Annotated in this window: 31 protein-coding genes and 1 tRNA gene; 19 read left to right on the top strand and 13 right to left on the bottom strand. The window is 73.6% G+C overall.

Annotation, left to right across the window (positions count from 1 at the left end):
- The first annotated feature begins 5 nt into the window (after positions 1–5).
- Together AGRA3207_RS13065 and AGRA3207_RS13060 are read left to right on the top strand one after the other, a co-directional pair.
- Entirely contained in the window at positions 6–476 is a 471-nt protein-coding gene (locus AGRA3207_RS13065) for a SigE family RNA polymerase sigma factor (protein WP_231334887.1), read from the top strand.
- On the top strand, positions 466–942 hold the full coding sequence (locus AGRA3207_RS13060; protein WP_231334886.1) for a hypothetical protein: 477 nt from the start codon (positions 466–468) through the stop codon (positions 940–942). Before AGRA3207_RS13065 ends, AGRA3207_RS13060 begins: the two co-directional genes overlap by 11 nt.
- Positions 943–1,077: 135 nt before the next feature.
- On the opposite strand, the gene AGRA3207_RS13055 is transcribed toward AGRA3207_RS13060, so the two are convergent.
- The 4 genes from AGRA3207_RS13055 to AGRA3207_RS13040 all read right to left on the bottom strand — a co-directional run bounded on the left by AGRA3207_RS13055 (position 1,078) and on the right by AGRA3207_RS13040 (position 4,975).
- Positions 1,078–1,971, bottom strand: a complete 894-nt coding sequence (locus AGRA3207_RS13055; protein WP_231334885.1) for an MEDS domain-containing protein — start codon at positions 1,969–1,971, stop codon at positions 1,078–1,080.
- A 75-nt stretch (positions 1,972–2,046) separates the two neighbouring features.
- On the bottom strand, positions 2,047–2,979 hold the full coding sequence (locus AGRA3207_RS13050) for an anti-sigma factor RsbA family regulatory protein (protein ID WP_231334884.1): 933 nt from the start codon (positions 2,977–2,979) through the stop codon (positions 2,047–2,049).
- A complete protein-coding gene (locus tag AGRA3207_RS13045; protein ID WP_231334883.1) occupies positions 2,976–3,893 on the bottom strand; it encodes an MEDS domain-containing protein in 918 nt (305 codons plus the stop codon). Before AGRA3207_RS13045 ends, AGRA3207_RS13050 begins: the two co-directional genes overlap by 4 nt.
- Before the next feature lie 80 nt (positions 3,894–3,973).
- Positions 3,974–4,975 carry a sensor histidine kinase gene (locus AGRA3207_RS13040; protein ID WP_231334882.1) on the bottom strand — a complete coding sequence of 334 codons (1,002 nt, stop codon included), beginning with the start codon at positions 4,973–4,975 and terminating at the stop codon, positions 3,974–3,976.
- Between the two features lie 171 nt (positions 4,976–5,146).
- Here AGRA3207_RS13040 and AGRA3207_RS13035 point away from each other — a divergent pair.
- Together AGRA3207_RS13035 and AGRA3207_RS13030 are read left to right on the top strand one after the other, a co-directional pair.
- Positions 5,147–5,230 (top strand) — tRNA-Leu (locus AGRA3207_RS13035).
- A gap of 280 nt (positions 5,231–5,510) precedes the next feature.
- Positions 5,511–5,903: a hypothetical protein gene (locus AGRA3207_RS13030; protein WP_231334881.1), complete on the top strand. Its 393-nt coding sequence runs from the start codon at positions 5,511–5,513 to the stop codon at positions 5,901–5,903.
- 364 nt (positions 5,904–6,267) lie between these two features.
- Here AGRA3207_RS13030 and bcp read toward each other — a convergent pair whose 3' ends face one another.
- Positions 6,268–6,735 carry a thioredoxin-dependent thiol peroxidase gene (gene bcp / locus AGRA3207_RS13025; RefSeq protein ID WP_231334880.1) on the bottom strand — a complete coding sequence of 156 codons (468 nt, stop codon included), beginning with the start codon at positions 6,733–6,735 and terminating at the stop codon, positions 6,268–6,270.
- A gap of 133 nt (positions 6,736–6,868) precedes the next feature.
- Between bcp and AGRA3207_RS13020 the strand changes: the two genes are divergently transcribed.
- The gene (locus AGRA3207_RS13020; RefSeq protein WP_231334879.1) at positions 6,869–7,180 is read left to right on the top strand and encodes a DUF3618 domain-containing protein; all 312 of its coding nucleotides are present in this window, start codon (positions 6,869–6,871) and stop codon (positions 7,178–7,180) included.
- Here the strand turns inward: AGRA3207_RS13020 and AGRA3207_RS13015 are convergent.
- The 6 genes from AGRA3207_RS13015 to AGRA3207_RS12990 all read right to left on the bottom strand — a co-directional run bounded on the left by AGRA3207_RS13015 (position 7,131) and on the right by AGRA3207_RS12990 (position 11,338).
- Entirely contained in the window at positions 7,131–7,406 is a 276-nt protein-coding gene (locus tag AGRA3207_RS13015) for a zf-HC2 domain-containing protein (protein WP_231334878.1), read from the bottom strand. The two genes, AGRA3207_RS13020 and AGRA3207_RS13015, sit on opposite strands and share 50 nt — an antisense overlap.
- Before the next feature lie 31 nt (positions 7,407–7,437).
- On the bottom strand, positions 7,438–8,106 hold the full coding sequence (locus tag AGRA3207_RS13010; protein WP_231334877.1) for an SIMPL domain-containing protein: 669 nt from the start codon (positions 8,104–8,106) through the stop codon (positions 7,438–7,440).
- Between the two features lie 25 nt (positions 8,107–8,131).
- Positions 8,132–9,316, bottom strand: a complete 1,185-nt coding sequence (locus AGRA3207_RS13005) for an amino acid deaminase/aldolase (protein WP_231336279.1) — start codon at positions 9,314–9,316, stop codon at positions 8,132–8,134.
- A 55-nt stretch (positions 9,317–9,371) separates the two neighbouring features.
- Complete coding sequence (locus AGRA3207_RS13000) at positions 9,372–10,307, bottom strand: CE1 family esterase (protein ID WP_231334876.1); 936 nt, start codon at positions 10,305–10,307, stop codon at positions 9,372–9,374.
- Positions 10,308–10,370: 63 nt separating this feature from the next.
- Positions 10,371–10,691 (bottom strand): DMT family transporter, encoded by a 321-nt coding sequence (locus AGRA3207_RS12995; RefSeq protein ID WP_231334875.1) that lies wholly within the window; start codon positions 10,689–10,691, stop codon positions 10,371–10,373.
- Positions 10,691–11,338, bottom strand: coding sequence for an FMN-dependent NADH-azoreductase (locus tag AGRA3207_RS12990; protein WP_231334874.1), 648 nt, complete (start codon positions 11,336–11,338; stop codon positions 10,691–10,693). The genes AGRA3207_RS12995 and AGRA3207_RS12990 overlap by 1 nt, the downstream gene beginning before the upstream one ends.
- A 109-nt stretch (positions 11,339–11,447) precedes the next feature.
- On the opposite strand from AGRA3207_RS12990, the gene AGRA3207_RS12985 reads away from it, so the two are divergent.
- The 4 genes from AGRA3207_RS12985 to AGRA3207_RS12970 all read left to right on the top strand — a co-directional run bounded on the left by AGRA3207_RS12985 (position 11,448) and on the right by AGRA3207_RS12970 (position 14,458).
- The gene (locus AGRA3207_RS12985; protein WP_231334873.1) at positions 11,448–12,059 is read left to right on the top strand and encodes a TetR/AcrR family transcriptional regulator; all 612 of its coding nucleotides are present in this window, start codon (positions 11,448–11,450) and stop codon (positions 12,057–12,059) included.
- A gap of 177 nt (positions 12,060–12,236) precedes the next feature.
- On the top strand, positions 12,237–13,103 hold the full coding sequence (gene purU, locus AGRA3207_RS12980; RefSeq protein ID WP_231334872.1) for a formyltetrahydrofolate deformylase: 867 nt from the start codon (positions 12,237–12,239) through the stop codon (positions 13,101–13,103).
- A gap of 143 nt (positions 13,104–13,246) precedes the next feature.
- Positions 13,247–13,861: a DUF6286 domain-containing protein gene (locus AGRA3207_RS12975; protein WP_231334871.1), complete on the top strand. Its 615-nt coding sequence runs from the start codon at positions 13,247–13,249 to the stop codon at positions 13,859–13,861.
- A gap of 21 nt (positions 13,862–13,882) precedes the next feature.
- Positions 13,883–14,458, top strand: a complete 576-nt coding sequence (locus AGRA3207_RS12970) for a hypothetical protein (protein ID WP_231334870.1) — start codon at positions 13,883–13,885, stop codon at positions 14,456–14,458.
- 115 nt (positions 14,459–14,573) lie between these two features.
- Here the strand turns inward: AGRA3207_RS12970 and AGRA3207_RS12965 are convergent, their stop codons facing one another.
- Positions 14,574–16,049 (bottom strand): cation:dicarboxylate symporter family transporter, encoded by a 1,476-nt coding sequence (locus tag AGRA3207_RS12965; protein WP_231334869.1) that lies wholly within the window; start codon positions 16,047–16,049, stop codon positions 14,574–14,576.
- A 271-nt stretch (positions 16,050–16,320) separates the two neighbouring features.
- Here AGRA3207_RS12965 and AGRA3207_RS12960 point away from each other — a divergent pair, with 271 nt between their 5' ends.
- From AGRA3207_RS12960 to AGRA3207_RS12915, 10 genes are all read left to right on the top strand, one after another.
- On the top strand, positions 16,321–17,946 hold the full coding sequence (locus AGRA3207_RS12960) for a sensor histidine kinase (protein ID WP_231334868.1): 1,626 nt from the start codon (positions 16,321–16,323) through the stop codon (positions 17,944–17,946).
- Positions 17,943–18,614: a response regulator transcription factor gene (locus AGRA3207_RS12955; protein WP_231334867.1), complete on the top strand. Its 672-nt coding sequence runs from the start codon at positions 17,943–17,945 to the stop codon at positions 18,612–18,614. The genes AGRA3207_RS12960 and AGRA3207_RS12955 overlap by 4 nt, the downstream gene beginning before the upstream one ends.
- Before the next feature lie 61 nt (positions 18,615–18,675).
- Positions 18,676–18,837, top strand: a complete 162-nt coding sequence (locus AGRA3207_RS12950; RefSeq protein WP_231334866.1) for a hypothetical protein — start codon at positions 18,676–18,678, stop codon at positions 18,835–18,837.
- A gap of 209 nt (positions 18,838–19,046) precedes the next feature.
- Entirely contained in the window at positions 19,047–19,505 is a 459-nt protein-coding gene (locus AGRA3207_RS12945; RefSeq protein WP_231334865.1) for an Asp23/Gls24 family envelope stress response protein, read from the top strand.
- Entirely contained in the window at positions 19,502–19,810 is a 309-nt protein-coding gene (locus AGRA3207_RS12940; protein WP_231334864.1) for a hypothetical protein, read from the top strand. Before AGRA3207_RS12945 ends, AGRA3207_RS12940 begins: the two co-directional genes overlap by 4 nt.
- Before the next feature lie 7 nt (positions 19,811–19,817).
- Complete coding sequence (locus tag AGRA3207_RS12935) at positions 19,818–20,021, top strand: hypothetical protein (protein ID WP_420830883.1); 204 nt, start codon at positions 19,818–19,820, stop codon at positions 20,019–20,021.
- Positions 20,018–20,404 carry an Asp23/Gls24 family envelope stress response protein gene (locus tag AGRA3207_RS12930; RefSeq protein WP_231334863.1) on the top strand — a complete coding sequence of 129 codons (387 nt, stop codon included), beginning with the start codon at positions 20,018–20,020 and terminating at the stop codon, positions 20,402–20,404. Before AGRA3207_RS12935 ends, AGRA3207_RS12930 begins: the two co-directional genes overlap by 4 nt.
- Positions 20,401–20,967, top strand: a complete 567-nt coding sequence (locus AGRA3207_RS12925) for a DUF6286 domain-containing protein (protein ID WP_231334862.1) — start codon at positions 20,401–20,403, stop codon at positions 20,965–20,967. Before AGRA3207_RS12930 ends, AGRA3207_RS12925 begins: the two co-directional genes overlap by 4 nt.
- Positions 20,967–21,527 carry an alkaline shock response membrane anchor protein AmaP gene (locus AGRA3207_RS12920; protein WP_231334861.1) on the top strand — a complete coding sequence of 187 codons (561 nt, stop codon included), beginning with the start codon at positions 20,967–20,969 and terminating at the stop codon, positions 21,525–21,527. The genes AGRA3207_RS12925 and AGRA3207_RS12920 overlap by 1 nt, the downstream gene beginning before the upstream one ends.
- 382 nt (positions 21,528–21,909) lie before the next feature.
- On the top strand, positions 21,910–22,053 hold the full coding sequence (locus AGRA3207_RS12915) for a hypothetical protein (RefSeq protein ID WP_231334860.1): 144 nt from the start codon (positions 21,910–21,912) through the stop codon (positions 22,051–22,053).
- Between the two features lie 360 nt (positions 22,054–22,413).
- Here the strand turns inward: AGRA3207_RS12915 and AGRA3207_RS12910 are convergent, their stop codons facing one another.
- Positions 22,414–23,184, bottom strand: coding sequence for a thiopeptide-type bacteriocin biosynthesis protein (locus AGRA3207_RS12910; protein ID WP_231334859.1), 771 nt, complete (start codon positions 23,182–23,184; stop codon positions 22,414–22,416).
- Positions 23,185–23,188 lie beyond the last annotated feature (4 nt).

Below are 23,188 nucleotides of genomic sequence, written 5' to 3'. Positions count from 1 at the left end.
AGTTCGTGGCCGCCACCGCGGGCCGCCTGCTGCGCACCGCCGTGTTCATGGTCTACGACCGGCATCTCGCCGAGGACCTGCTGCAGATCGCCTACGAGCGGGTCGCGCGGCGGTGGCGCCGCGTCGCGTCGGGCAACCCCGAGGCGTACACGCGGCGGGTGCTGGTCAACCTCGCGATCGACGAGAAGAAGCGGCGGTCCCGCCGGGACACACCGGTCGGGTCCGTGGCGGATCTGGACCGGATCGCCGGGCCGCCCCCCGCCGGGGGCCTCGCCGGGGGCGATCTGGACGAGGTGCTCCGCGCGCTGCCCGCGAAGCAGCGCGCCGTGGTCGTGCTGCGGTACTGGTGCGATCTGAGCGAACACGAGATAGCCGAGACCCTCGGCGTCTCCCGGGGGACGGTGAAGAGCCACACCGCGCGCGCCATGGCGGCGCTGCGGGAGCATGTGAGGGAGGGCCGGGCCCATGAGCGATGAGCTCGACGCCCTGCTGCGCGACCACTACCGCGCGGCGGCCGACCGCGTCCACGCCGACGCCGAGACCGTCCGCCGCTTCCAGGAGGCGGGACGGGCCGTCCCGCCGTCCCGCGGCGTCCGGCGCTGGACGATCCCGACCCTCGCGGCGGCCGTCACCGCCGCGGTCCTGGTGGCGGTCGCCTTCCTTCTGTGGCCGGGCCGCGGAACGGAACGGCAGGAGCCCCCGAACCCGGTGGCGCCACCCGCCTCGACCGCCCCGGAAGTGCCCCTCCCCCCGCAGCCGAGCAGCCCGCCGAAACCGTCGCGCACACCGGAGCAGACCCCGACCCCGGACCCGCCGCCACAGACCCTGGGCCCGACCCCGGGCCCAGGTCCGTCCACCCAGGAACCACCGCCCGTGACACCGCCCAGCCGAGCGTCGCCAAGCACCCGGACAACACCGTCACAGACCCCGTCCATCCCCTGACAGCGGGTGCTGTTGCTACAGCGGTCATCCCCTTCGCCACGCACGCGAGCGCGCTACCAGTCCGCGTGAGGCAATGCCGAAGGCGAGCCTCACGCGGGCTGATCGCGAAGCGATGACGCGCTCGCCCAAGCACGGTCAAGCGGGCGAGCCGCCAGGCGAGTCCGGTTGAGCCGGGTTTGAATTAAGCACCGCGGGGATTGAAACGGCGCAACCGGGCAGCATCGTCCAGCCGACGGTCTCCAGCACGGCGTGCAGTTGCGGTGACATGCGGTCCAGGACGAGGCGGCCGGGGCCGGCGCGGCGGACGGCGATGTCGGCGAGGATGTTGATGGCGCCGAGGTCGATGAACCCCAGTCCGGCGAGGTCGAGGTGGATCTCGCGGGTGCCGTCGCGGGACAGTGCGGCGGCCAGCGCCTCGTCGAGCACCGCGTGGCGGGAGGCGTCCAGCTCGCCCGACAGGGACAGGCCCGCCGGGTGGAACGTCCGGACGATCTTCAGGACGGCGTCCTCGAACTCGGGGTCGGGGGTGGCCAGCACGGTGTGGCTGCCGCACAGCGCCTCCAGTTCGGCGCGGCGGCAGCGGCGCCGGTCGACCTGGCAGACCGCGGTGACGTGGGTGCTGGGCGGTACCGTCCGCTCCAGGTGGCGTTCGAAGACGAGGGTGCGCTCCAGGCCGTCGGGGGAGCGCAGCGCGGAGGTCAGGTCGGCCGCGATCCGGATGGCGCGCAGGCCGCGCCGGTCCGCCTGCTCGATCTCGCCCGCGACCGCCCCGGCGGCGGCGCGCGGGTCGAAGGGGCCGCCGATCGGCAGGAACGTCAGCAGCCCCGCGGGCACGTCGGACGGCACGCCGGGGACGGCGTCCTTCACCGAGCCCGCCAGGTAGACGACCTTCTCGCGGGCGAGGAGCCCGTCACGGACGAACGCCCCGGCGACGTGGCGCTGCTCCTCCTCGTTGGCGTAGGCGAGCCATGCGTGGTCTCCGGGCCGCAGGTCGCGGACCGGTCTGCGAACGGACCAGAGGGTCTCCATGACCTGTCCAGGTTACGACGGGTGAGCCGACCGGCGCGGTGTGCTTTTCCGCCAGGGTTTTCCAGTATCTGAGACTTAGTACGAAACAGGCCGCCGCCGGACGCGCAGGCGGACGAAGGTGCCGTCCCACCCCGCGCGCAGTTCCATCAGGTCGACCAGGAGCCGGACGGTCCACAGGCCGAAGCCGCGTTGCAGGGCCGAGTCGGGGGGGATGAAGCCGGTGAGCGGGCTCGGCTGCCAGAACCCGTTGTCGCCGATCTCGCAGACGAGGTCGTCGCCGTCGCGCCACGTCCACAGGCCCATCGGCGGGATGCCGTGCTGGAGGGCGTTCGCGGCGACCTCGTTGACGGCGGTGACGAGGTTCTGCGCGGGCTGCCTGGCCAGCCCGTGCGTCAGCGCCCGCTCGGCGACGAACGCGCGCAGCCCGTGCAGGTCGGCGCCCTCGATCGTGACGTACTCCGCGGCGTCGGGGCGGTCCGTGCGGCGGGCGCGGTCGCAGCCCGCCCCGAACGTCGCCGGGTCGATGTACTCGTCGTTGACGTCGTTCCGGCCGTCGCTCAGCAGCAGCGGATGGGTCCGCAGCGCCACGTCGAGCACGTGCGGGGACAGCTCGCCGCTGTCGTAGGGGCACAGCGCCCGCGCGCCCGATCCCGCGAACACGACGTTGATCAGCGACTCGTAGCGGATCCACTCCAGCCTCTGCCGCTCGTCCCACCCGTCCCAGACGGGCTCGGCGAGCGCGCAGACGGTGCGCGGCAGGCTCGTCGCGACGATCGTCTGGTAGTCGCGGAGGGTGTGGACGGGGTGGCGGTAGAACTCCGCCGAGTCGAAGTACCGGATCGCCGCGCCGTGTCCGGCGAGGATGTCGCGCAGCGCCGAGAGGTGCGGTTCGCGGACCACCGCGACGACGGCCTGGTCCTCCTCCAGCCCCGCCTCCAGGTAGGGGACGGTGAAGGACAGGAACTCGTCGGTGCCCTTGTACAGGAGCGCCCTGTGCTCCAGCGTCATCGGCCGATGCCCTCCCTCGCCGGGAGCGCGCCCTCGTTCCCCCGGGCCAGCCCGGGAAGCCGGTGCCAGCCGACCATCTCGATGACGTTCTCCACGTCCGGCGGGAGATGGTCGAGGACCAGGGCGTCGTCGGCGGGCAGCCCGGTGGCGTGCTGCGCCAGCAGGTTGAGCCCGCCGAGGTCGATGAAGCCGAGCCGGGAGAAGTCCAGGTGGACGCGGCGCCGGCCCTTGCCCACCTGGGCCAGCTTCTCGGCGAACACGGCGTGCCGGGCGGCGTCCAGCTCGCCCTCGACACGCAGACCGTCGGGTTCGAAAGTGCGCACGATCTTCAGGATCCCGTCGTCGAATTCGGGGTTCACTTCCACCAGGACCTCGTGGGTATCCCTTAGGGCGACCAGTTCGTCATGGGGGCGGGCGCGCCGGTCGACCTGGCAGATCGCCATCGCCATGGTGCTGGGCGAGACGGCGTCGCCGACACGGTGCTCGCAGCCCAGCATCTGGCGCAGGCCGGAGCCGCCGCGGCCGTCGAGCACCCAGCTGTGGTCGGTCGTCAGCCGGACGGCGCGGAAGCCCTCCCCGAAGGCCGCCTCGACCTCCCGGCCCAGGGTGTCGAGCATCTTCGCGGGGGCGAACCCGCCCTGCCGGTCGAGGCAGGCGTCCCGCCGGGGGATGACCCGCAGCTGACCCGTCCTCGTATAGAGGGCGACGTCGATGGGGCCGCGGGGATCGAGCCCGGGCAGCCGCTCGGGCGGCGCGTCCGTCACGTACACGACCTTCTCGTTGGTCGTCAGGCCCTCCCGCACGAAGGTGCCGATGACACGGTCGCGTTCCTCCGGGCAGGAGTAGGCCAGCCAGCCGTGGTCACCCGGCCGCACTGCACTGACGGGTCTCTTGGCGAACCAAGGTGTCGACATGGCCTGCCCATCGAGGTTGTCGCGGATCCGTCCAGCGTACGCCGATCCCGGTGTTTTGGAAGCCCAACGCATGGGTTCACTCACGCTCCGTTGATGGACGCGGCGGGGACGGCGGGCAGCCGCAGCCTCAGCCGGACGGCCGTGCCGCCCTCACCCGCCCGGATCTGGACCACCGAGCACAGCAGCCGGACCGCCCACAGCCCGAACCGGCCGCCGGATCCGGTGCCGACGGGGCGCGGGGGGACGAGCCCGTATCCCGACGCGGGATCCCACCGCCCCTCGTCGGTGACCTCGCACACCAGGGCGGGCTCGCCGGACGTGTCGGCCCACATCCGCAGGACGATCGGCGGCTCGCCGTGCCGCAGCGCGTTCGTGACGACCTCGGTGACCGCGACGAGGAGGCGCTGGAGGTCCTCCTCGTGCAGCCGCGCCTGCCGCGCGTAGTCGCTGACATAGGCGCGCAGCCAGTACAGGTCGGGACGGTCGATCTTCAGCGAGTCGGCGCCGGAAGGCGGCGGCGGAAGCGGCTCCCGGTCGCAGTGCGCGTTGTAGGCCCAAGGGTCCATATAGCCGGGGTTCGCGAGCGCCGTGACGCCCCGGACCGTCTCGGGGTGGGTCTGCCGGGAGGACGCGACCACGCCCGCCGGGAGCGACGAGGAGTACGGGCACAGCAGGGCCGCCCCGGTGTCGCGGAACGCCACGTTCAGGATCGCCTCGGTCCGCTGCCATTCCAGGACTTCGAGCGGCGAGCGCGACGCCCACACCGGGTCACCGAGGACGCGCAGCCGCCGCCCCTGCCACGCGGTGTTGTCGGCGTCGGCCAGGCAGTCGGCGAGCGTCCGGGACGGGTGCGTGTACCAGGTGGCGGCGTCGGTGAACTCGACCCCGGCGGCCGCCGGCCCGAGCGCCTCCCGCAGCAGCAGCTCGCGTCCCACACCGGCCACCGCGAGGACGCGGTCGCCGGCGTCCACCCCGTCCCGCAGGAAGGGCAGCGCGCCGCCGAGGAACTCGTCCACCCCGTCGTACGGCAGCACGCGGTGGGTGAAGGACTCGCTCACGGTGGCCCACCCGGGTTCGATCATGGCGACACCACCCGCTCCGGCACGGGCGGACCAACCCAGGGTAGGACGCCGCGCCCCGGCGGCGCAGGCGGCGTTTTTTCACATACCGCGGTTCGGGGCGGGCCCGAAAATCGCCCCGCGTCCGGGCGGGCCGGGACGCTAAGCTGGACCGGCTCCCTTCGCGGAGCGCCGGCGGGCGTGGCGAAGTAGGTATACGCGGCAGGTTTAGGTCCTGTTGGTGGCGACACCGTGGGGGTTCGAGTCCCCCCGCCCGCACCCGTCCGAACATGTACCGGTGCTGCCCCGCCCCCGTGGCGCTGGGGCCCGTTGATACTCCACCGCCCGTCCGGCGGCGCTGACGAAGTGTCATGAGGCACACGTGGTCCAGCGCGGTACCTGTGGACTCTGTTACCTGACCACCGATCTGTGGATGGCGAGCGGTACGCGTCGGCGTCACCCAGGAGTTACTAGCTGTTCATCACCTATGACAGCTAGTAATTAAAGTGCCCTACGGGCCGAGCCCCCCGATTCCGGGGACGACTGGGAAGGATCCCGCATGTCCGCACTTCGCTTCACCACGAAACTGCTCGCCACAGCGGCGGCCGCCGCCACCGCCGTCACGCTCCCGGCCGGCGCCGCCCTGGCCGACAGCGACGCCCCTTACGCCCGGGCCGCGGCCTCCGTCCGCGCCAACGGAACCCTGGAGCACGGCAAGAACATCGTCTCCAGCTACAAGGCGGGCACCGGCAGCTACTGCGTCCAGGTCGGCAGCGACATCAAGCTGGGCAACGCCGTGGTCCTGGCCACTCCAGGAAGCTCGCGGGCCATTCTCGGGGTCGTCGCGGGCCCGACCGGCACCTGCCATAGCAGGACCGACACCGTGACGGTCTACTCCTGGGCCTACAACGCGGCCATGCTGGACACCTCCTTCCACCTCAGCATCCCCTGACGCTGATGCGTATGCGGGCAGGGCAGGCGATCTGCGGATCTGCCGCAGCTGGTTTGACCACTGCCCGGATGTGATTCCCGGGGCTGCGGCAGACCGCGGCCAAAACGACAATCGACCGGCGTAGGAACGGAGCGTCTCGTTATTGGGCCTGGTGGGGGCGACGGTGACGGGCACGGGACCGGCCCGGCCGCATCACCGTCCCCCTCCAGGCGACCCGTCATCGGGAGACGTCCGGCCCGAAGACGACGAGAGGCCGCCGGTCGTGCTCGGTCCGGAGGTGTCGAGTCGTACGCCCGGTCGGGCGGGTTCGAGTTCCCCGCCCGCACGCAGGAGCGCCGCGTCCCGAAAACCCCCGGCGTTCCCCCTAGACGGCGAGGTCCCGGCGGAGGCGCTCTACGTGGCCGGTGGCCTTCACGTTGTAGTACGCCTTCTCGACCTTGCCCTCCGGGTCGATGATGAAGGTGGAGCGGATCACGCCGACGACCACCTTGCCGTACAGCTTCTTCTCACCGTACGCGCCGTAGGCCCGCAGGACCTCGGTGCCGGGGTCGGACAGGAGGGGGAAGCTGAGGCCCTCCTTCTCGCGGAACTTGGCGAGCTTGGCGGGCGCGTCGGGGGAGACGCCGACGACGGTGGCGCCGGCGGCCTCCAGGTCGGCGAGGCTGCTCTGGAAGTCGACCGACTCCTTCGTGCAGCCGGGCGTCATGGCCGCCGGGTAGAAGTAGAGGATCACGCGCTTCCCGCGCAGCGAGGCCAGCGACACCGGGGAGGCGTCCGCGTCGGGAAGCTCGAAATCGGGGGCGACGTCGCCCGGCTGAAGCCGCTCGGACACCCTGTTCCGCCTTTCGCTCGGTTGGTGGATCCAACGGTACCGCTCGGGACGGTGGCCGGTGCGGACGGGCGCCGCGGGGGAAGACCTGCAAGACTGTTCGGATCATGCGTCGCCCGACACGATAGGACACGGCATGGCTGACAGGGCCCGCGACCCGGAGGCGCTGGAGCGGGAGATCGAGCGGACCCGGCTGGAGCTCGCCCGCACGATCGACGAGCTCGCCGACCGGGTCAACCCGCGGAACGTCGCGCACCGCGGTGCCGAACGGCTGAAGGAGGAGGCCGCCCAGGTCGTGCGGGCCGCCCGGTCGATCGTGCAGGACGACGGCGACGACGGCGAGGGCGGGCCGGGTCAGCTCGACAAGCGGCTGCTGCTCGCGGGGGTCGGCGCGGCGGTCACCGTGACCGCCCTCGTCCTCTGGCGCCGTAGGCGCAGACGCCGCTGAGCCTGGTCGACCGCTCGGCGGCGCGTGTCCCCCGTGTGGCGGTCCGCCGTACCGGGAGGGTCCGCGCGAGCACGTCGGCGACGCCGCGCAGCTCGGCCAGCTCGGCGCGGCACCGCGGGCAGCCGGTCAGGTGGTCCGACAGCGCGTCGGCCTCGGCGCCGGCGAGCCGCCCGAGGGCGTAGACGCCGAGGCCGAGACGGTAGGCGCCGCAGTCCGTTGGTCCCACGTCCTCAGTACGGGGACGGGCGCGGGCCCGTTCAGTCCAGCGCGGGCGCGGTGGCGGTGAAGCGGGCCTCCACGGCGGCGCGGACGATCTGTGAAGCCGGTTGCAGGTCGATCGCCTCGGGCTGGTCCGGGGCCGAGCCGGGCACGGCGCCGTACGCGGCGGCCAGCGTGACCGGCCCTCCGGCGTCGGTGCTGGTGAGGCCCTCGTCCGCGAGCTCGACGAGGCCGGTGAGGCGGGCGCCGAGCGCCTCGGCGTAGCTGCGGGCGCGGGCCACGGCCTCGTGCGCGGCCTGGCGGGCGGCCCGCGCGTAGACCTCGCTGTCGCGGCGCAGCGCCCACTCGGGGCCGTTGACGGCGGTGCGCTCCAGGTCGCCGAGCCGCGTCACCAGCTCGCCGAGCACCGCGAAGTCGCTCACCGTGACCTTGATCCAGGTGGTGCCCTGGTAGGCGCGGACGTCGCCCTCGCGGCGGCGGTGCCGCAGCAGCGGGGTGATGGACAGGCCGCCGGTCTCCAGCTTCTCGACCGCGTCGCCGTAGGACCTGACGAGGTCCAGGCACTGCTGGTTGCGCTCGACGAGCCGGTCCAGCGCGGCGCGCCTGTCGTTCTCCTGCGACTGGACGTACACCGACAACCGGGCGATCTCCGGCTCGACCTCAAGGACGGCCTCGCCGCGGACACTGATCAGGGGAGTGTCGCTCATGCGCCCCAACCTAGCCGCCCGGGCGTCAGAGGAACGTGTGGCCTTCGCCGCGGTAGGTGGGGACGGTCCGGACGAACCGGTCGCCGTCGATGAGGTGCAGCGCGGCGAACCGCTCGCACAGCTCGCCGGCCTTGGTGTGCCGGAACCAGACGCGGTCGCCGAGGTCCAGCAGGTCGGCGGCGCGGCCGAGCAGCGGGGTCTGCACCTCGCCCGCGCCCTCGTCGGGGTCGTAGCCCAGCCCGGCCGGGAGGTAGGGCTGGGGCAGCCGGGCGTCGTCGGCGGGGCCGGAGGCGAGGTAGCCGCCGCCGAGGCAGGTGACGGTGCCGGGGCGGGGGCGGCGGACGACGGGCAGCGCGAACAGCGCGGCGGGCCGTCCGGTGAAGCCCGAGTACTGGTCGAACAGGTGCGGGTGGTAGAGCCCCGACCCGGCGGCGACCTCGGTGACGGCGCGCTCGGCGGCGGTCGACTCGACGCTGCCGGTGCCGCCGCCGTTGACGAACTCCAGGTCGGTGAGGTCGCGGACGGCCTGGACGATCGCGGCGCGGCGCCGGGCCAGCTCGATCCTGGACCGGCGCTGCATGGCGCGGATGGCGAGCGCGCGGGCGGGACGGCCGGGCGGGAGGTCCCCGACCCCGGCGATCTGCGACTCGTAGGCCATCAGCCCGACGAGGGCGAGGGACGGGCGCGCGAGGATCCGCTCGACGAGGGCGCGGACGTCCGCGGGCGTGTGCAGCGGGGAGCGCAGGGCGCCGATCCTGACGCGGCCGCCGAGCGGGCGGTAGGAGGCGTCGATGTCGATGCACACCCGGATCGGGTGGGCGCCGGCGGCGTCCTCGATCAGGTCCAGGTGCGCGGGGGAGTCGGCGGTCAGCGTGATCGCGCGGGCGGCGGCGGGGTCCGCGGCGAGGGCGGCCAGCGCCGTGCGGTCGGTGGTGGGGTAGGCGACGAGGACGTCGCCGGTCACCTTCTCCCGAACCAGCCAGAGCGCCTCGGGGAGGGTGAACGCCATGATCCCGGCGAACCCGTCCATGGCGAGGACCTCGTCGAGGACGGCGCGGCAGCGCACCGACTTGCTCGCCACCCGGATGGGCTTTCCGGCGGCGCGGCGGACGAGCCCGGCGGCGTTCGCGCGGAGGGCGGCCAGGTCGACGACGGCGAGCGGCGCCTCAAGGCCGCGGGTCGCGGTGTCGTAGCGGTCCCGGAGGGTCATGGCGGTCACCCCGCCAGCCTAGCGGTAAATATGAAAAGATCTCATATCTTGGCGGTCAGCGGTCACGCGGGTGCGCGGCGAAGAAGTCCCACAGCGCCGCGGCCGCCCCGGACGGCCAGGAGTGCCCCCCGCCGTCGATCCGGCAGAAGACCACCTCCGCGCCGCCGCGCCCCTTGCCCGTGCCGCCGCACTCGGCGCCGCGGACGCGGGAGCGCACCCTCCGGTCCGGTGCGGGCAGGCCCCCGACCTTGCGCCAGAAGCCGACGGCGGACGACACGGGCGGGAACGGCCGCCCGTCGTCGATGTCGCGCCGTCCCCCGCCGTCGAACGGGACGCTCCGGTCGGCCGTCCCGTGGAAGATCATCACCGAGACGGGGCGGCGCGGGTCGCAGCGGGTCGCCAGCGCCCCCTCGACCACCCCGATCGCCGCGACCTCGGCGGGCCGCTCGCAGGCCAGCCGGTAGGCCATCCCCGCGCCGTTGGAGAATCCGGCGACGTACACGCGGCGCGGGTCGGCGAGCCCCGCGCGGGTCAGCTCGCCGATCATGCGGCTCAGGAAGCCGACGTCGTCGACGTGCCCGATCTTCGCCGGGCCGCAGCAGTCCCCGGCGTTCCAGGTCGTCATGAACCCGTCGGGGTAGGCGGCCAGGAAGCCCTTCCCGTCGGCGAGGGCGTCGAAGCCGGTCAGCTCGCGCATCCGCCCCATGGTGGCGAGCCCGCCGTGCAGCGCGACGACGAGCGCGGGCGGGTCGGCGGGCCTGCCGTCCCGCCACTTCCCGTCCGCCACCGCGGGCGGCACGTGCAGCAGGTACTCGCGGTGCCCGATGGTGCCGACGTCCAGCTTCCGCTTGTGCGTACCCGCGCCTGTCGGGATGCCGTCGATCTCGGCGGGCCGCCCGCCGTCCGGCCGTCCGGCGCCCCCGGATCCCGGGCCCTCGCAGCCCGCCAGGACGAGGCCGCCCGCCAGCGCCAGGCACAGGAGTCGCCGCATCGCAGAACGGTAACCCCGGCGGCCGCCGCCGGGCTACCCGCCGGTAGGACGAGGGGGCCGCCGTCACTCCGGATTGGTGGCGCGGGCGAGGACGATCCCGGCGATGATCAGGCCGAGCGCCGCCGCCCGTCCCGCCGTGACCGGGTCCTTCTGCACCACGACGCCGAGCGCGATGGCGCCGACCGCGCCGATCCCGGTGAACACCGCGTACGCGGTGCCGACCGGCAGCGTGCGCATCGCGTGCGACAGCAGGTAGATCGAGAGGGCGCCGAGCGCGAAGCAGGCGAGCGTGGGCAGCGGGCGGGTGAAGTTCTCCGTCGGGCGGATGCTCTGCGAGAAGGCGATCTCGACGAGCCCCGCCAGCCCGAGCACGGCCCAGCCCATCAGTACCCGCCCCCGAGCGTGCGCGCCGTCCGCAGCGCGTCCGCGTACGACTGCTCGTGGACGGCCCGCAGCCGCTCCAGCGCCGGGTCGAGGCGGCTGTTGACCAGCTCGGCGGCCACCGCCGCCACGTCCTGCACCCCGAAATGCCCGGCGATGAAGTCGCGCAGGAACCGCTCCTGGTGGTCGTAGGGCTCGCGGGGCGCGCCGGGCTTGTACGAGCCGCCGCGCGCGGAGGCGATGACGAACCGCCGCCCGGCCAGCGACATCCGCGGGAACGTGACCTGGTCGATCCACGCCTTGAGCGACGCGGGGACGGAGAAGTTGTACATCGGCGTGGCGATGAGGACGACGTCGGCGGCGACCAGCTCGTCCAGCAGCGGCTCGACGATCCCCCACGCCTCGGCCTGGGCCGGCGTCCGGACCGCCTCCTTGTACCGGGCGATCTCGGTGATCTCGTGGGCCAGGACGTGGTCGCACAGCTCCGTCCACGCCTCGCCGATGAAGGGGACGGGATCGGCCGCCAGGTCGCGGTGGACGTAGCGGCCCTCCGGGTTCGCCTCCCGCCAGGCGCCGGCGAAGGCGTCCCCGAGCTCCCGGCTCACGGAACGGCGGCGGGCGCTGGAGTCCAGGTGCAGCAGCGTGGTCATGGATCCTCCCCATTCAAGTGGACATGATGTCCGGTTAGTGCCGTCGCCGACTCTAGCCTGCATGTGGACGGCTTGTCCACTTATCGGAGTGTCGGTTACAGTCGGCGGGATGGAACGCCGCACCGACCTGCTCACCGGCCGTCCGGCGGGCGGAGGCGCCCGCCCGCGGGAGCGCGCCGACGCCGCCCGCAACCGGATCCGGGTCCTCGACGCCGCGGCCGAGCTCTTCGCCGCGGGCGACCCGCGCGCCGTCACCATGGACGACATCGCCAAGGCGGCGGGCGTCGGGCGCGGCACGCTCTACCGCCGCTACCCCGACACCACCTCCATCGCCCTCGCCCTGCTGGACGAGCACGAGCGCCGCCTCCAGGAGCGGCTGCTGCGCGGTGACCCGCCCCTCGGCCCCGGCGCGCCGCCGGACGAGCGCCTCGCCGCCTTCTACGCGGCCATGGTCGAGCTGCTCGAAGGCCACATCGACCTCGTCCTCGGCGCCGAGGCGGGCGGGACGCGGCTGACGACCGGCGCGTACGGGTTCTGGCGGGCCCACGTCCGGATGCTGCTGGCCGCCGCGGGCGTCCCCGGGCCGGACACGCTCGCCGACGTCCTCCTCGCCCCCCTCGCGTCCGAGCTCTACGCCCACCAGCGCGCCCAGGGCCGTACCCCCGCGGAGATCACCGCCGCCCTCACCGGGCTCGCGCGGGCGGTACTCGCCGGGCGATAGGCCCGGATATGGCCGCCGCGACCGGAAGGCCGGTGCCGCCGGCGGCGCGGAACGGGCGCGGGAGGACGTGCGGCCACGTAAGCTCGTACCACTCCTCCCGGGCTTCCACCGGGCTCTGAGCTGCGGCTCCGTGCCCGGCCGACCCGGGCCCACCACCGACCGCGCGAGAGGGACACCGTGAACGACTATGTGCTGACCCTGTCGTGCCCCGACCGGCCGGGCATCGTCGCCGCCGTCTCCGGGCTGCTGGCCGAGCGCGGGTGCAACATCCTGGAGAGCCAGCAGTTCAGCGACCGCGAGTCCGACACGTTCTTCATGCGCGTGCAGTTCACGGGGGCGCCCGGCCCGGGCGGCGGCGCGGTCGCCGGCGCCGACGAGCTGCGCGGCGCGGTCGCGTCCCTGGCGTCCGACCTCGGGCTCCAGTGGCACCTGCACGACCTCGCGTCCCGCCCGCGCATGATGATCATGGTGTCGAAGGGCGGGCACTGCCTGAACGACCTGCTCTACCGGCAGCGGTCCGGGCTGCTCGACATCGACATCGCCGCCGTCGTGTCCAACCACCCGGACCTGCGGCCGCTCACCCAGTCGTACGGGATCGACTACCACCATCTCCCGGTGGGCACGGGCGGCAAGGCGGCGCAGGAGGCCGAGATCCTCACCCTGGTCGAGCACTACCGCGTCGACCTCGTCGTCCTCGCCCGCTACATGCAGATCCTCTCCGACGGCTTCTGCGCCAAGCTCCCCGGCAAGATCATCAACATCCACCACTCGTTCCTGCCGAGCTTCAAGGGCGCCCGCCCCTACCACCAGGCGCACGCCCGCGGCGTCAAGGTGATCGGCGCGACCGCCCACTACGTCACCGCCGACCTGGACGAGGGTCCGATCATCGAGCAGGAGGTCGCGCGCGTCGACCACGCCCACAGCCCCGAGGAACTGGTGGCCGTCGGACGCGACGTGGAGTGCCTGGCGCTGGCCCGCGCCGTCCGCTGGCACGCCGAGCACCGCGTCCTGCTCAACGGCGACCGGACGGTCGTCTTCCGCTGAACGTCTTCCGCTGAACCGGGCCCCGCCCCGCGTGGATCCGGCGGCGGATGTGCCGGATGTCGGCATGGCGTGTTTCACTCCGCGTGACGATGCCTCACCATGGGTAGCGATGTCCGGACGTGCCGATGCCCACGGGGGTGGCGATGGCCGAATCTCTGGTCAGAGACCTGATCCACGAGACGCAGAGCAGGCAGCAGGCGCGGCGGCTCGCCGCACGGGAGCTCCGGCCGCGCCGGATCGTCGCGGGGCTGGCCGCCGCGCTGCTGGTGACCGTCGCCGGAGGGGCCGCCGCGATCGAGCTGCTGGCCGCCGCGATCGGCTCCGGCGTCCATCCCGTCCCGGGCGCCGGGCGCGCGGTGGACGTCCTCGGGCGGCTGCCGTGGCGGCATCCCGGCGTGCGGGCGGGCGCCGTCGTGCTCGCGGTCACGGGGCTCGCGCTGCTGCTGGCGGCGGTGCCGGGCCGGATGCGCGGCGTGCCGCTGGACGGCGCGGACCCGCGCCTCGCGGGCGTGCTCGGCCGCACCGCGCTCCGCCGCTCCCTCGCGGACGCGGCGCTCGGCGTCCCCGGGATCGAGCGCGCCCGGGTCCGGGGGGCGGGCCTGTTCCGCCGCCGGGTCCTCGTCCGCGCCGCGACCCGCTACCGCAACCCGGCGAACATGGAGGAGCTCGTCCACCGCGCGGTCGACGAGCGGCTCGACGGCATCGAGCCGATGTACCGGCCGCCCGTCGACGTCCGGCTGAGCTGGCGGAAGGACTGACATGCCGGCGGAGGGACTGACATGAGGGCCGTGCTGGCGGTGACCGGGGCGGCGCTGTTCACCTGCGGGGCCGCCGCGCTCGTGCTCGGCCTCGGGGGTTTCGACGGGCTGCCGGGCGTGCCGGGCGGTCTCGCGGCGCGCCCGGCGCTCGATCCGGCGCTCGCCCGGTTCGCGGGCGGCAGCGACTGGTTCCTGCCGGCCGCCGCGGCGGTCACCGAGCTGCTGTCGCTCGCGGGGCAGATCTGGCTGGTGGTCCAGGCCCGCGCGCTCGTCCAGCGGTGGCGGCCCGACCTCGACCCGCGGACCCGTGACCTCGCCCGCACCGCCGCCGCGGACCTGGCGCGCGACGCCGCGGCGCTGCCGGGCGTCAGCGAGCCGCGCGTCCGCCTCACCGGCTCGCTCACCCGGCCGCGGCTGCTGGTGACCGTGACGTGCGACGGCGGCGCCGTCCTCGGCGAGGTGTACGGGGAGCTGGGCGCGGGGCCGGTGGAGCGGTACCGCCGGGCCGTCGGGATGCCCGATCTGCCGGCGGTGGTCCGGCTCCGCCCGGAGTTCCCCCGGCCGCGCCGCCGGGGGCCGCGGATGGAGACCGCCTAGCGCCGGGAGCGGGGGGCACCGGCGCTAGGCGGTCGGCTCATGGCGGGCGGCTCATGGCGGTCGGCTCGCCGCGCGGCCCGTGGCGCGGGCCGTCGCGTGGCCGTCGCGCCGCGGGTCAGGCGGCCGCGGTGGCCCTCCCGTCCGCCCGTCCGCCGGACGTGCCGTCCGGCGCGGTCGTGTCGTCCAGCAGGGTGGACTCGTTGAAGGGGTCCTGCCCGGACAGGACGTGCGCGGCCCTCGCGGCGTCGAACCCGCCCGTCCAGTGGCCGATCACCACGGTGGCGACGGCGTTGCCCGCGAAGTTGGTCAGCGCGCGCGCCTCGGACATGAAGCGGTCGATGCCGACGATGAACCCGACGCCGTCCACCAGCGAGGGCTTGTGCGACTGGAGGCCGCCCGCGAGGGTGGCGAGCCCGGCGCCGCTGACGCCCGCCGCGCCCTTGGACGCGATGATCATGAAGAGCAGCAGCGGGATCTGCGCGCCGAGCGACAGCGGCTCGTCCTGCGCGGACGCGATGAACAGCGTCGCCATCGTCAGGTAGATCGCGGTGCCGTCGAGGTTGAAGGAGTACCCGGTCGGGACGGTGATGCCGACGACCGGGCGGGCGACCCCGAGGTGCTCCATCTTGGCGATCAGCCGCGGCAGCGCCGACTCCGACGACGAGGTCGACAGGATCAGCAGGAACTCGCGGGCGAGGTAGCGCAGCAGCGGCAGGATGCCGATCCGCGCGGTCAGCCACAGCACCGGGCCCAGCACGGCGAACACGAACACCACGCAGGTGAGGTAGAACCCGAGCATGATCACCGCGAGGCTGCGCAGCGCGGACCAGCCGCTGGAGCCGACCACGGCGGCGATGGCGCCGAACGCGCCGGCGGGCGCCGCCCACATGATCATCGCCAGGATCCGGAACACCAGCCGCTGCGCGTGCCCGACGGCCTTCAGGATCGGCTCGCCCGCGGGCCCGAGGCTCTGGAGCGCGAACCCGGCGAGCAGCGCCACGAGCAGGGTCTGGAGCACCTGGCCGCCGGTCAGCGCCGACACCAGCGTGGACGGGATGATCCCGAGCAGGAAGTCGGTGGTGCCCTCGGCGTCCTCGGCCTGCTCGTGGGCGGCGGCGACGGCGGACGGGTCCAGGTGGACGCCCGCGCCGGGGTGCAGGACGTTGCCGACCGCGAGGCCGATGGCGAGCGCGAACGTCGACATCACGAGGAAGTAGGCGATCGTGACCAGGCCGACCCGGCCGACCTTCGCCGCCTGCGCGACCGAGCCGATGCCGAGCACGATCGTGCAGAAGATGATCGGCGAGATCATCATCTTGATCAGGTTGACGAACGCGGTGCCGAGCGGCTTGAGCTCGACGGCGGCGTCGGGCGCGGCGATCCCCGTCGCCACGCCGAGCACGACGGCCACGACGACGGCGAGGTAGAGGTAGTGCACGCGGTCGGCCCGTCCGGAGCCGGTGCGTCCGGAGCCGGTGCGCGGGGAGCCGGTGCTTGGAGGGCCGGTGCGCGGGGAGCGGGGGGAGCCCGGACGAGGGTGATCGGGACGGGAGGGGTCCGGTGTGGCGGCGCTATCGGACACGTCGGACACGTCGGTCTTCCTGTGTTCGGGCCACCCGTCTGGGATCCGCGCCGCTGGCGGGCGCGCGGATCCCAGACGGGCCTGCGGCTTGGCAGACGCCCATGCGCCGGCGGGGGACAAGCGCATGCACACTTCGGGCGCCTGCGCCAGTGGAGGCCGCGCAGGGGTGAAAGCATGGTCGGCGGGCTTGCTGTGCATCAGTGACTATGCGCGGTCCTGTGACCGTGGTCACGCTTGTGTACATTTCGTTCACGACGTGGTGGAGACGAGAGGTTCGAGAGTGCGGCGTCCCGCATGGACGGTGCCCGACCGCTGGAGCCTGGCGCGGCAGCTGCTCGCGCTCCAGGCGGTCATCGTCGGGCTGCTCGTGGTGGTCGGCGTGACGCTGGCCTACCTCGACGCGGGCAGGACGGTCGACGACCGGGCCACGCAGACGGTGACGGTGGTCGCCGCGACCATCGCCGACGCGCCCGACGTCCGCGGCGCGCTCACCAAGCGCTCCCCCAGCCGGGTGCTCCAGCCGTACGCCGAGCGGGTCCGCCGCGACACCGGTGTGGACTTCATCACGATCATGAGCCCGGAGGGGATCCGCTACACCCATCCGAACCCGGCCAGAATCGGCCAGCGGTTCATCGGCAACACCGCGCCCGCGCTCGCGGGGCACGCGTTCACCGAGACCTACACCGGCACGCTGGGCCCGTCCGTCCGCACCGTCACGCCCGTCTTCGGGAAGGGGCGCCGGGTGGTGGCGCTGGTCGCGGTCGGCATCACGATCGAGGCGATGTCGGCGGAGCTGCGCCAGCGCCTGGTCCTGCTGGTCGCCATCGCCGCGGCGGTGCTGGGGGCGGGCATGGCCGGCACCTACCTGGTGTCCGCGCGCCTGCGCCGGCAGACCCGGGGCGTCGCGCCCGGCGAGCTGCGCGAGATGTTCGAGTACTACGAGGCCATCCTGCACTCGGTCCGCGAGGGGCTGGTGCTGCTCGACCGCTCGGGACGGGTCGTGCTGTGCAACGACGCCGCCCGCGACCTGCTCGGCCTGCCCGCCGACCCGCGGGGGCGCCCGGTCGCCACGCTCGGGCTGCCGCAGGAGCTGGCCGCGGCGCTCGCCTCCTCCGAGCCGAGGCCGGACGAGATCCACATCGGCGACACCCGCGTCCTGGTGGTCAACACCTCGCCCGTCCGGTCGCGGGACCGCGCGATGGGCAACGTGGTCACCCTGCGCGACCACACCGAGCTCCAGGGCCTGACCGGCGAGCTGGACACGGTCCGCGGGTTCGCCGAGTCGCTGCGCTCGCACGCGCACGAGGCCGCGAACCGGCTGCACACGGTGGTGTCGCTGGTCGAGCTCGGGCGTCCCGAGCAGGCCGTCGGGTTCGCCACCGCCGAGCTGGAGACCGCGCAGCGGCTCACCGACCGCGTCGTCGGGTCGGTGACCGAGCCGGTGCTGGCCGCGCTGCTGCTCGGCAAGTCCGCCGAGGCGTCCGAGCGCGGCGTGGAGTTCGTGATCACCGACGACACGGCGGTCGAGGGCGCCGTCGAGGCCCGCGACCTCGTCACGATCCTCGGCAACCTCATCGACAACGCGGTCGAGGCCGCCATCGAGGGCGGGCACATCCGCCCGCCGCGCGTCTCCGTCACGGCGCGCGCGGAGGGGCGCGAGCTCGTGCTGGAGGTCTCCGACAGCGGGCGGGGCGTCGATCCCGGCGCCGTGCCGGAGATGTTCCGGCGCGGCTGGACGACCAAGTCGTCCGGCGGGCCGGTCGGGCACGGGCTCGGGCTCGCGCTGGCGGGCCAGGCCGTCCGCAGGCACGGCGGCACCATCGAGGTGCGCACCGGCGCGGGCCGCGACGCGGGCGCGGTGTTCACCGTCAGGCTCCCTCTGGATCGGCGAACGGAGCCGCGATGATCAGAGTCCTGGTGGTGGAGGACGACCCGGTGGCCGCCGAGGCGCACCGCACCTACGTCGAGCGCGTCGCCGGGTTCACGGTCGCCGGGGTGGTGCACTCCGGCGCGGACGCGCTGCGGTTCTGCGAGCGCAACGGCGTCGACGTCGTCCTGCTCGACTTCTACCTGCCCGACACCCACGGCCTCACCGTCTGCCGCGCGCTGCGCGCCGGCGGGAGCGATGTGGACGTGATCGCCGTGACGTCGGCGCGGGACCTCGCGGTGATCCGCACGGCGGTGTCGGTCGGGGTCGTCCAGTACCTGCTGAAGCCGTTCACGTTCGCGTCACTGCGCGACAAGCTCGACCAGTACGCCCGGTTCCGCGAGCAGGCGGCCCGCACCGGCCAGGTCGCCGGGCAGGCCGACGTGGACGGCATGCTCGCCACGCTCCGCACCCCCGGTCAGCTGTCCCTGCCCAAGGGGATGAGCGGGGAGACGCTCCAGGCCGTCACCGAGGCCCTCGCGGGCGCGCCGGACGGGCTGTCGGCCGCTGCCGCCGCCGACCTCACCGGGGTCTCCCGCGTCACCGCGCGCCGCTATCTGGAGTACCTGGCGGAGAACGGGCTGGCGCGCCGCCGTCCCCACTACGGCCAGATCGGGCGGCCCGAGGTCCGTTTCTACCCCGGGTAGACGATCACCGGCCGGGGTACCTATGGGACGAACGATTCGTCAGTGACACGGGGGAGTTGTCGTGAACGACAAGGCGGACCGCGAGACGGAACGGGTTCGGGCCGAGGCCGTGGAGCCGGAGGGCGAGAACCGGAGCGAGGCCCGCACGAGGAAGAGGCCCGGGGACGACAAGCGGAAGCTGAGCGACGCCGCCAGGAAGATGCGGGCGATGTTCGAGAAGTGAGCCGCGATCCCGGCCGGGGAGGGGCCCGCTGAGGTCCCGTCCTCCTGGCCGGACGTCCGGCGGGGCCGCCTCGGCTTCGTCCCGCCGGACGGGGGGCCGCTTCCGAACGGGCCGGTCGTTACCGGGCAAAGCGGTGTTGACCTGATGTTTGGTTTCTTTCCGCTCCCTCCGAGCATTTAACGCACAGCGCATGAGCATCGGGGGGTGCCGTGAACGAGGAGCGGAAGAGCACGGGGGCCGGGGCCGCACCGGCACCGGGGGGAAGCACGGGCGGCGGGCTCGTCACGTCCGGCGGCAAGACGCACATCGCCGACGGCGTGGTCGCCAAGATCGCGAGCAGGGCCGCCAGCGACGTCGGCGGCGTGCACTCGATGGGCGACGGCGGCGCCTTCGGCAACGTCCGGGAGCGGCTGCCCGGCGCGGCGGGCGCCAACCGCGGGGTGTCCGTCCAGGTCGGCGAGCGGCAGGCCGCGGTCGATCTCGACCTGGTCGTGGACTACGGGGTGTCCATCCCCGAGCTGGCCAACGCGGTGCGCGACAACGTCATCGGCGAGGTCCAGCACATGTGCGGGCTGGAGGTCGTCGAGGTCAACATCGACGTGGAGGACATCTACGTCCAGGGCGAGAACGAGCGCGAGTCCGACTCCGACCAGCCCCGGGTGCGATGACCGCGCCCGCGCGGGCGCCGGGCGAGGAGCGCGCCGCCGCCAGGTCGCAGGCCGAGCGCATCGCCGACGCGGCCCTGTCCTGCCCCGACGTCCCGTCGCTCACCGCCGGGCCGATGGCCCGCATCGTGACCTACCGGGCCGGGCTGCCGTTCACCGGTGTGGCCGTCCACCCGGACCGCGTCGAGGTGGGCATCGTCGCCCGCGCGAGCCGCCCGTTCCCCGAGACGGCCGAGGACGTCCGGCGCCTCGTCCGTCCCGTCGTCGGCGACCTGCCGATCGACGTCCTCGTCGGTGACATGGAATGAGGCGATCATGATGAGACTCCAGTTGTGGCCCCTCGTCGGGCTCGCCTTCGGCACCGCCCTCGGCTTCGCGGGCGCGTTCGGCGGCTTCGGCGCCTTCTTCATCGTCCTGTTCCTGGGCGCCCTCGGCTTCCTCGTCGGCCGCGCCGTGGAGGGCGACCTGGACATCGGCCAGCTGCTGTCGCCGCGGAACACCGGCAAGCGCCCGCGATGACGGACACCGAGCAGGAGGACGCGCCCGCCGCCGCCCTGGACACGGGACGCGGGAAGACGACCATCAGCGACCGGGCGGTGGCGCGGATCGTCTCGAAGGTGGTGGACGAGGTCGAGGACACCGGCGGGCTCGCGCGGACCGTCCTCGGCGTGCCGGTGCCGGGACGCCGCCCGGCCGCGACCGACGTCCGGGTGGACGCCGGGATCGTCACCGTCAAGATGGCGATGTCGGTCGCCTACCCGAAGCCGGTGCGGACGGTGGCCCACAGCGTCCGCGAGGGCGTGCGCGGGCGGGTGGAGAGGCTGACCGGGCTGTCCGTCCGGCAGGTGGACATCGAGGTCGCCGAGCTGCGCCGCCCGGTCAGTGAGAGGACCGTGTCGTGATCGCGCGGGCCGACCGGGCGGCGCGGCACGCGTTCCGCCCCCGCAGGGTGTGGCCCGCGCTGATCGCCGCGCTGCTGCTGACCGCCGCCGGTGTGATCACCGCCATCGAGATCGTCTCCGCGTGGGCCGGGAGCCCGGCGCACATCGTCCCCTACGGGAGGGTCCGGGACTGGGCGGAGGACACCGCCTGGGAGGACACCGCCTTCCTCGCGGCCGCCGCCGGGCTCACGCTGCTCGGGCTGCTGTTCCTGCTGGCCGGGCTGCTGCCGGGCCGGACCCGCGTCGTCCCGCTGCACGGCGACGACCCGTCGCTGCTGATGGGCGTGACCCGGCGCGGCCTGAAGGGCGCCGTCGCCTCGGCCGCCGGGGACGCCCCGGGCGTGTCCGGCGTGCGCCGGGTGAAGCTGCGCCGCCGCCGCGTGCGGGTGGTCGCCGAGACGCCCGTCCGCGAGTCCGCGGACCTCGGCGGCCGCGTCGGCGCGGCCGTCGGCGAACGCCTCGACCGGCTCCGGCCGGTGCCCGACCGCTCGGTGTCGGTGCGGGTCAAGCTGCGGGAGGGCTGATGGACCGCCGTCCCGCCCACCTCAACCGGACCGGCCTGATCCTCTTCGGCCTGCTCCTGGCACTCCCGGGCGCCGCGGCGCTCGCACGCGGCCTCGGCGCCTTCGGCGACCGCCGGGCGTCGTCCGCGGTGCTCAGCGACCGGGTGCGCGACTACGCGGGCGACCACTCGTGGTTCTGGCCCGCCGTGACGGCCGCGGCCGTCGTGCTCGCCCTGCTGGGGCTCGCCTGGCTGCTGGCCCAGGCACGTTCGTCCAGGCTGCACGCCCTCCGGCTGGAACCGGAACCCCGCGAAGGCGGCACGCGCCTCCCGGCCAAGGCGGTGACCGACGCGCTGGAGGCGGAGATCGGGGACTACCCGGGCGTCCGGAACGTCCGCGCGCGCCTGCTCGGCACGTCCGGAAGGCCGAGGCTGCGCCTGAACGTCGCCTACGGCCGCCACGCCGACCTCTCCGACCTGCGGCACCGCATCACGGACGAGGCGCTCCGCCGCCTGTGCACCGCCCTGGAACGCGAAGAGGTCCCGGCGGTCGTCCGCCTCCGCCTCGTCTCCGACGAGTAGGACACGATTGACAACACCTTTGATGCTATTTGGGCGCCTATATCGCCTTACATGGCTAGTGTCCGAAGTGACCCTGACGTCAAGCCCAGCGAGGAGGCGGCTTTGGCCGACCATCAGACCCGGGCGGCTCCACCGAAGGGGCTCTTCGACGCATGGAGGGAACCAAGACACCACGGCACGGGCCCCTGAGCAGCCCGAACGACATCGCGCAGCATCGCGCGGGACCATCCGATTCGAAGTGACGAAGTACCCCGGATGAGCCCCGCCCCGGTGCTGCGCGGTGCTGTGAACGGCGAAAGGCTCGTCAGTGACCTGTCGAAGGCAGCGCAGCGTCACCACCAGGCCATGGCCGCGTCCGCCCTTGCCCCTTAGTGTCGCTTCCGTGTCCCAGGAGCGAGACCGCCGTCCCCGCAAATGCGCCGCCGGCGGCCACTACGCCGAGGTCAACGGCCAGAGCAACGAGACGGCCCGCGTCGAGCGCCCGTGGGTGACGTGCACCGCCTGCGGCGGGGGAGGGGCGGTCTGATGGACGACTGGGATGCCCCCGCCTGCAAGCACTGCCGCGGCATCCGGCGGCTGGTGATGACCGGCCGCGCGTCCTGGATTGAGGTGGGCTGCTGGCACTGCGAAGGCACCGGCAACCGCGACGGCACAACCGACCCGCCCGCCCCACCGGACCCAGCCGCCCCGCGTCCTCCCCTGGGGCAACACGCCGCCGTCACCGAGTCGGGCCTGTGCCCGGCATGCCTGGGCGCGGGCGAGGTCGTGAGCCTCCAGGAAGGAATGCGCGGCCGAGCCCCCTGCCCCCGCTGCACTACTCCACCCCCATGACATAGGCCAGCTCACTCCCGGCCAGCATGATGTGGGGCACTGATCGAAGTGCGGGTCAGTGAGGGGGGAGGGTCGCTTCTTTTGCGGCCTGTGCGAGTGCCGCCTGTGCGGGGCCGGTGATGCCGATCCGGTTCCAGTGAAAGATCACGTGGAGGGTGGTCACAGCGCGGATCCCCCGTGTGAGCCGGCCGCTTTCTCGCAGGGCTCTCAGTTGTCTGCCTGTCTTCTCGAATGCGGTGAGCCAGTCGTTTCCGATGTCGGCCGGCCGGGGCCTGCCGAGGAGGAGCCGCCGGACGTCGTCGGTGAAGGAGGCCCAGGTGTCGGGGGCTGGTGGTGCGCCGCGCAGGGCGGAGCGTTGTTCGGCGATGCGGGCCCACACGTCGCCTTGCTCACCGAGTTCCAGGCCCGAGGCCCGCATGAGTGCGGTGAGCAGGATCAGTGACCGTTCTCTGCGGTCGCTGGGCGCGCCGTTGAGGAACGTGAGGACGTGACGGCTGTCGGCGTGGAACAGGTCGTGCGTGCTGTCCATGCTGGCGGGGCCGCCGAAGGCGTGGATTTCGGGCTCGTAGATTTCGCTGGTCCAAGCGACGCCCTGGGTGAGCAGAGAACGGACCGAGCGGTCGCCGGGTTCTGCGGGAAGGTAGCGGACGCGCCAGCGGTCCTTGCGGACGAAGAACCACGAGGTGATGAGGCCATCGGCCTCGGCGGCGGGAAGGATCCGCGCCAGGTGGGCGGCGGCCTGCCGTTCACGCTCACGGGCGTCCTTGCCGGGGAAGGCGATGTTCACCTGGTTCCAGGAAGAGCGTTCGCAGGGGATCTCGTCCATGATC

Source organism: Actinomadura graeca, from assembly GCF_019175365.1.
GTDB classification, from domain to species: Bacteria; Actinomycetota; Actinomycetes; order Streptosporangiales; family Streptosporangiaceae; genus Spirillospora; species Spirillospora graeca.
The sequence above is the reverse complement of the archived record's forward strand: the minus strand, read 5'-3'. Positions and strand labels throughout refer to the sequence as shown.

Bases quoted from the DNA above. Each gene is read 5' to 3' on its own strand.
- AGRA3207_RS13000 (WP_231334876.1), bottom strand. From the start codon at position 10,307: ATGCGGCGACTCCTGTGCCTGGCGCTGGCGGGCGGCCTCGTCCTGGCG.
- AGRA3207_RS12920 (WP_231334861.1), top strand. From the start codon at position 20,967: ATGGACCGCCGTCCCGCCCACCTCAACCGGACCGGCCTGATCCTCTTC.
- AGRA3207_RS12935 (WP_420830883.1), top strand. From the start codon at position 19,818: ATGATGAGACTCCAGTTGTGGCCCCTCGTCGGGCTCGCCTTCGGCACC.
- AGRA3207_RS12970 (WP_231334870.1), top strand. From the start codon at position 13,883: ATGAGGGCCGTGCTGGCGGTGACCGGGGCGGCGCTGTTCACCTGCGGG.
- AGRA3207_RS13030 (WP_231334881.1), top strand. From the start codon at position 5,511: ATGTCCGCACTTCGCTTCACCACGAAACTGCTCGCCACAGCGGCGGCC.
- AGRA3207_RS12910 (WP_231334859.1), bottom strand. From the start codon at position 23,184: ATGGACGAGATCCCCTGCGAACGCTCTTCCTGGAACCAGGTGAACATC.
- AGRA3207_RS12990 (WP_231334874.1), bottom strand. From the start codon at position 11,338: ATGACCACGCTGCTGCACCTGGACTCCAGCGCCCGCCGCCGTTCCGTG.
- AGRA3207_RS12955 (WP_231334867.1), top strand. From the start codon at position 17,943: ATGATCAGAGTCCTGGTGGTGGAGGACGACCCGGTGGCCGCCGAGGCG.
- AGRA3207_RS13050 (WP_231334884.1), bottom strand. From the start codon at position 2,979: ATGACGCTGGAGCACAGGGCGCTCCTGTACAAGGGCACCGACGAGTTC.
- AGRA3207_RS13045 (WP_231334883.1), bottom strand. From the start codon at position 3,893: ATGTCGACACCTTGGTTCGCCAAGAGACCCGTCAGTGCAGTGCGGCCG.
- AGRA3207_RS12940 (WP_231334864.1), top strand. From the start codon at position 19,502: ATGACCGCGCCCGCGCGGGCGCCGGGCGAGGAGCGCGCCGCCGCCAGG.
- AGRA3207_RS13060 (WP_231334886.1), top strand. From the start codon at position 466: ATGAGCGATGAGCTCGACGCCCTGCTGCGCGACCACTACCGCGCGGCG.
- AGRA3207_RS12985 (WP_231334873.1), top strand. From the start codon at position 11,448: ATGGAACGCCGCACCGACCTGCTCACCGGCCGTCCGGCGGGCGGAGGC.
- AGRA3207_RS13010 (WP_231334877.1), bottom strand. From the start codon at position 8,106: ATGAGCGACACTCCCCTGATCAGTGTCCGCGGCGAGGCCGTCCTTGAG.
- AGRA3207_RS12975 (WP_231334871.1), top strand. From the start codon at position 13,247: ATGGCCGAATCTCTGGTCAGAGACCTGATCCACGAGACGCAGAGCAGG.
- AGRA3207_RS13040 (WP_231334882.1), bottom strand. From the start codon at position 4,975: ATGATCGAACCCGGGTGGGCCACCGTGAGCGAGTCCTTCACCCACCGC.
- AGRA3207_RS12930 (WP_231334863.1), top strand. From the start codon at position 20,018: ATGACGGACACCGAGCAGGAGGACGCGCCCGCCGCCGCCCTGGACACG.
- AGRA3207_RS12995 (WP_231334875.1), bottom strand. From the start codon at position 10,691: ATGGGCTGGGCCGTGCTCGGGCTGGCGGGGCTCGTCGAGATCGCCTTC.
- AGRA3207_RS13005 (WP_231336279.1), bottom strand. From the start codon at position 9,316: ATGACCCTCCGGGACCGCTACGACACCGCGACCCGCGGCCTTGAGGCG.
- AGRA3207_RS13055 (WP_231334885.1), bottom strand. From the start codon at position 1,971: ATGGAGACCCTCTGGTCCGTTCGCAGACCGGTCCGCGACCTGCGGCCC.
- AGRA3207_RS13020 (WP_231334879.1), top strand. From the start codon at position 6,869: ATGGCTGACAGGGCCCGCGACCCGGAGGCGCTGGAGCGGGAGATCGAG.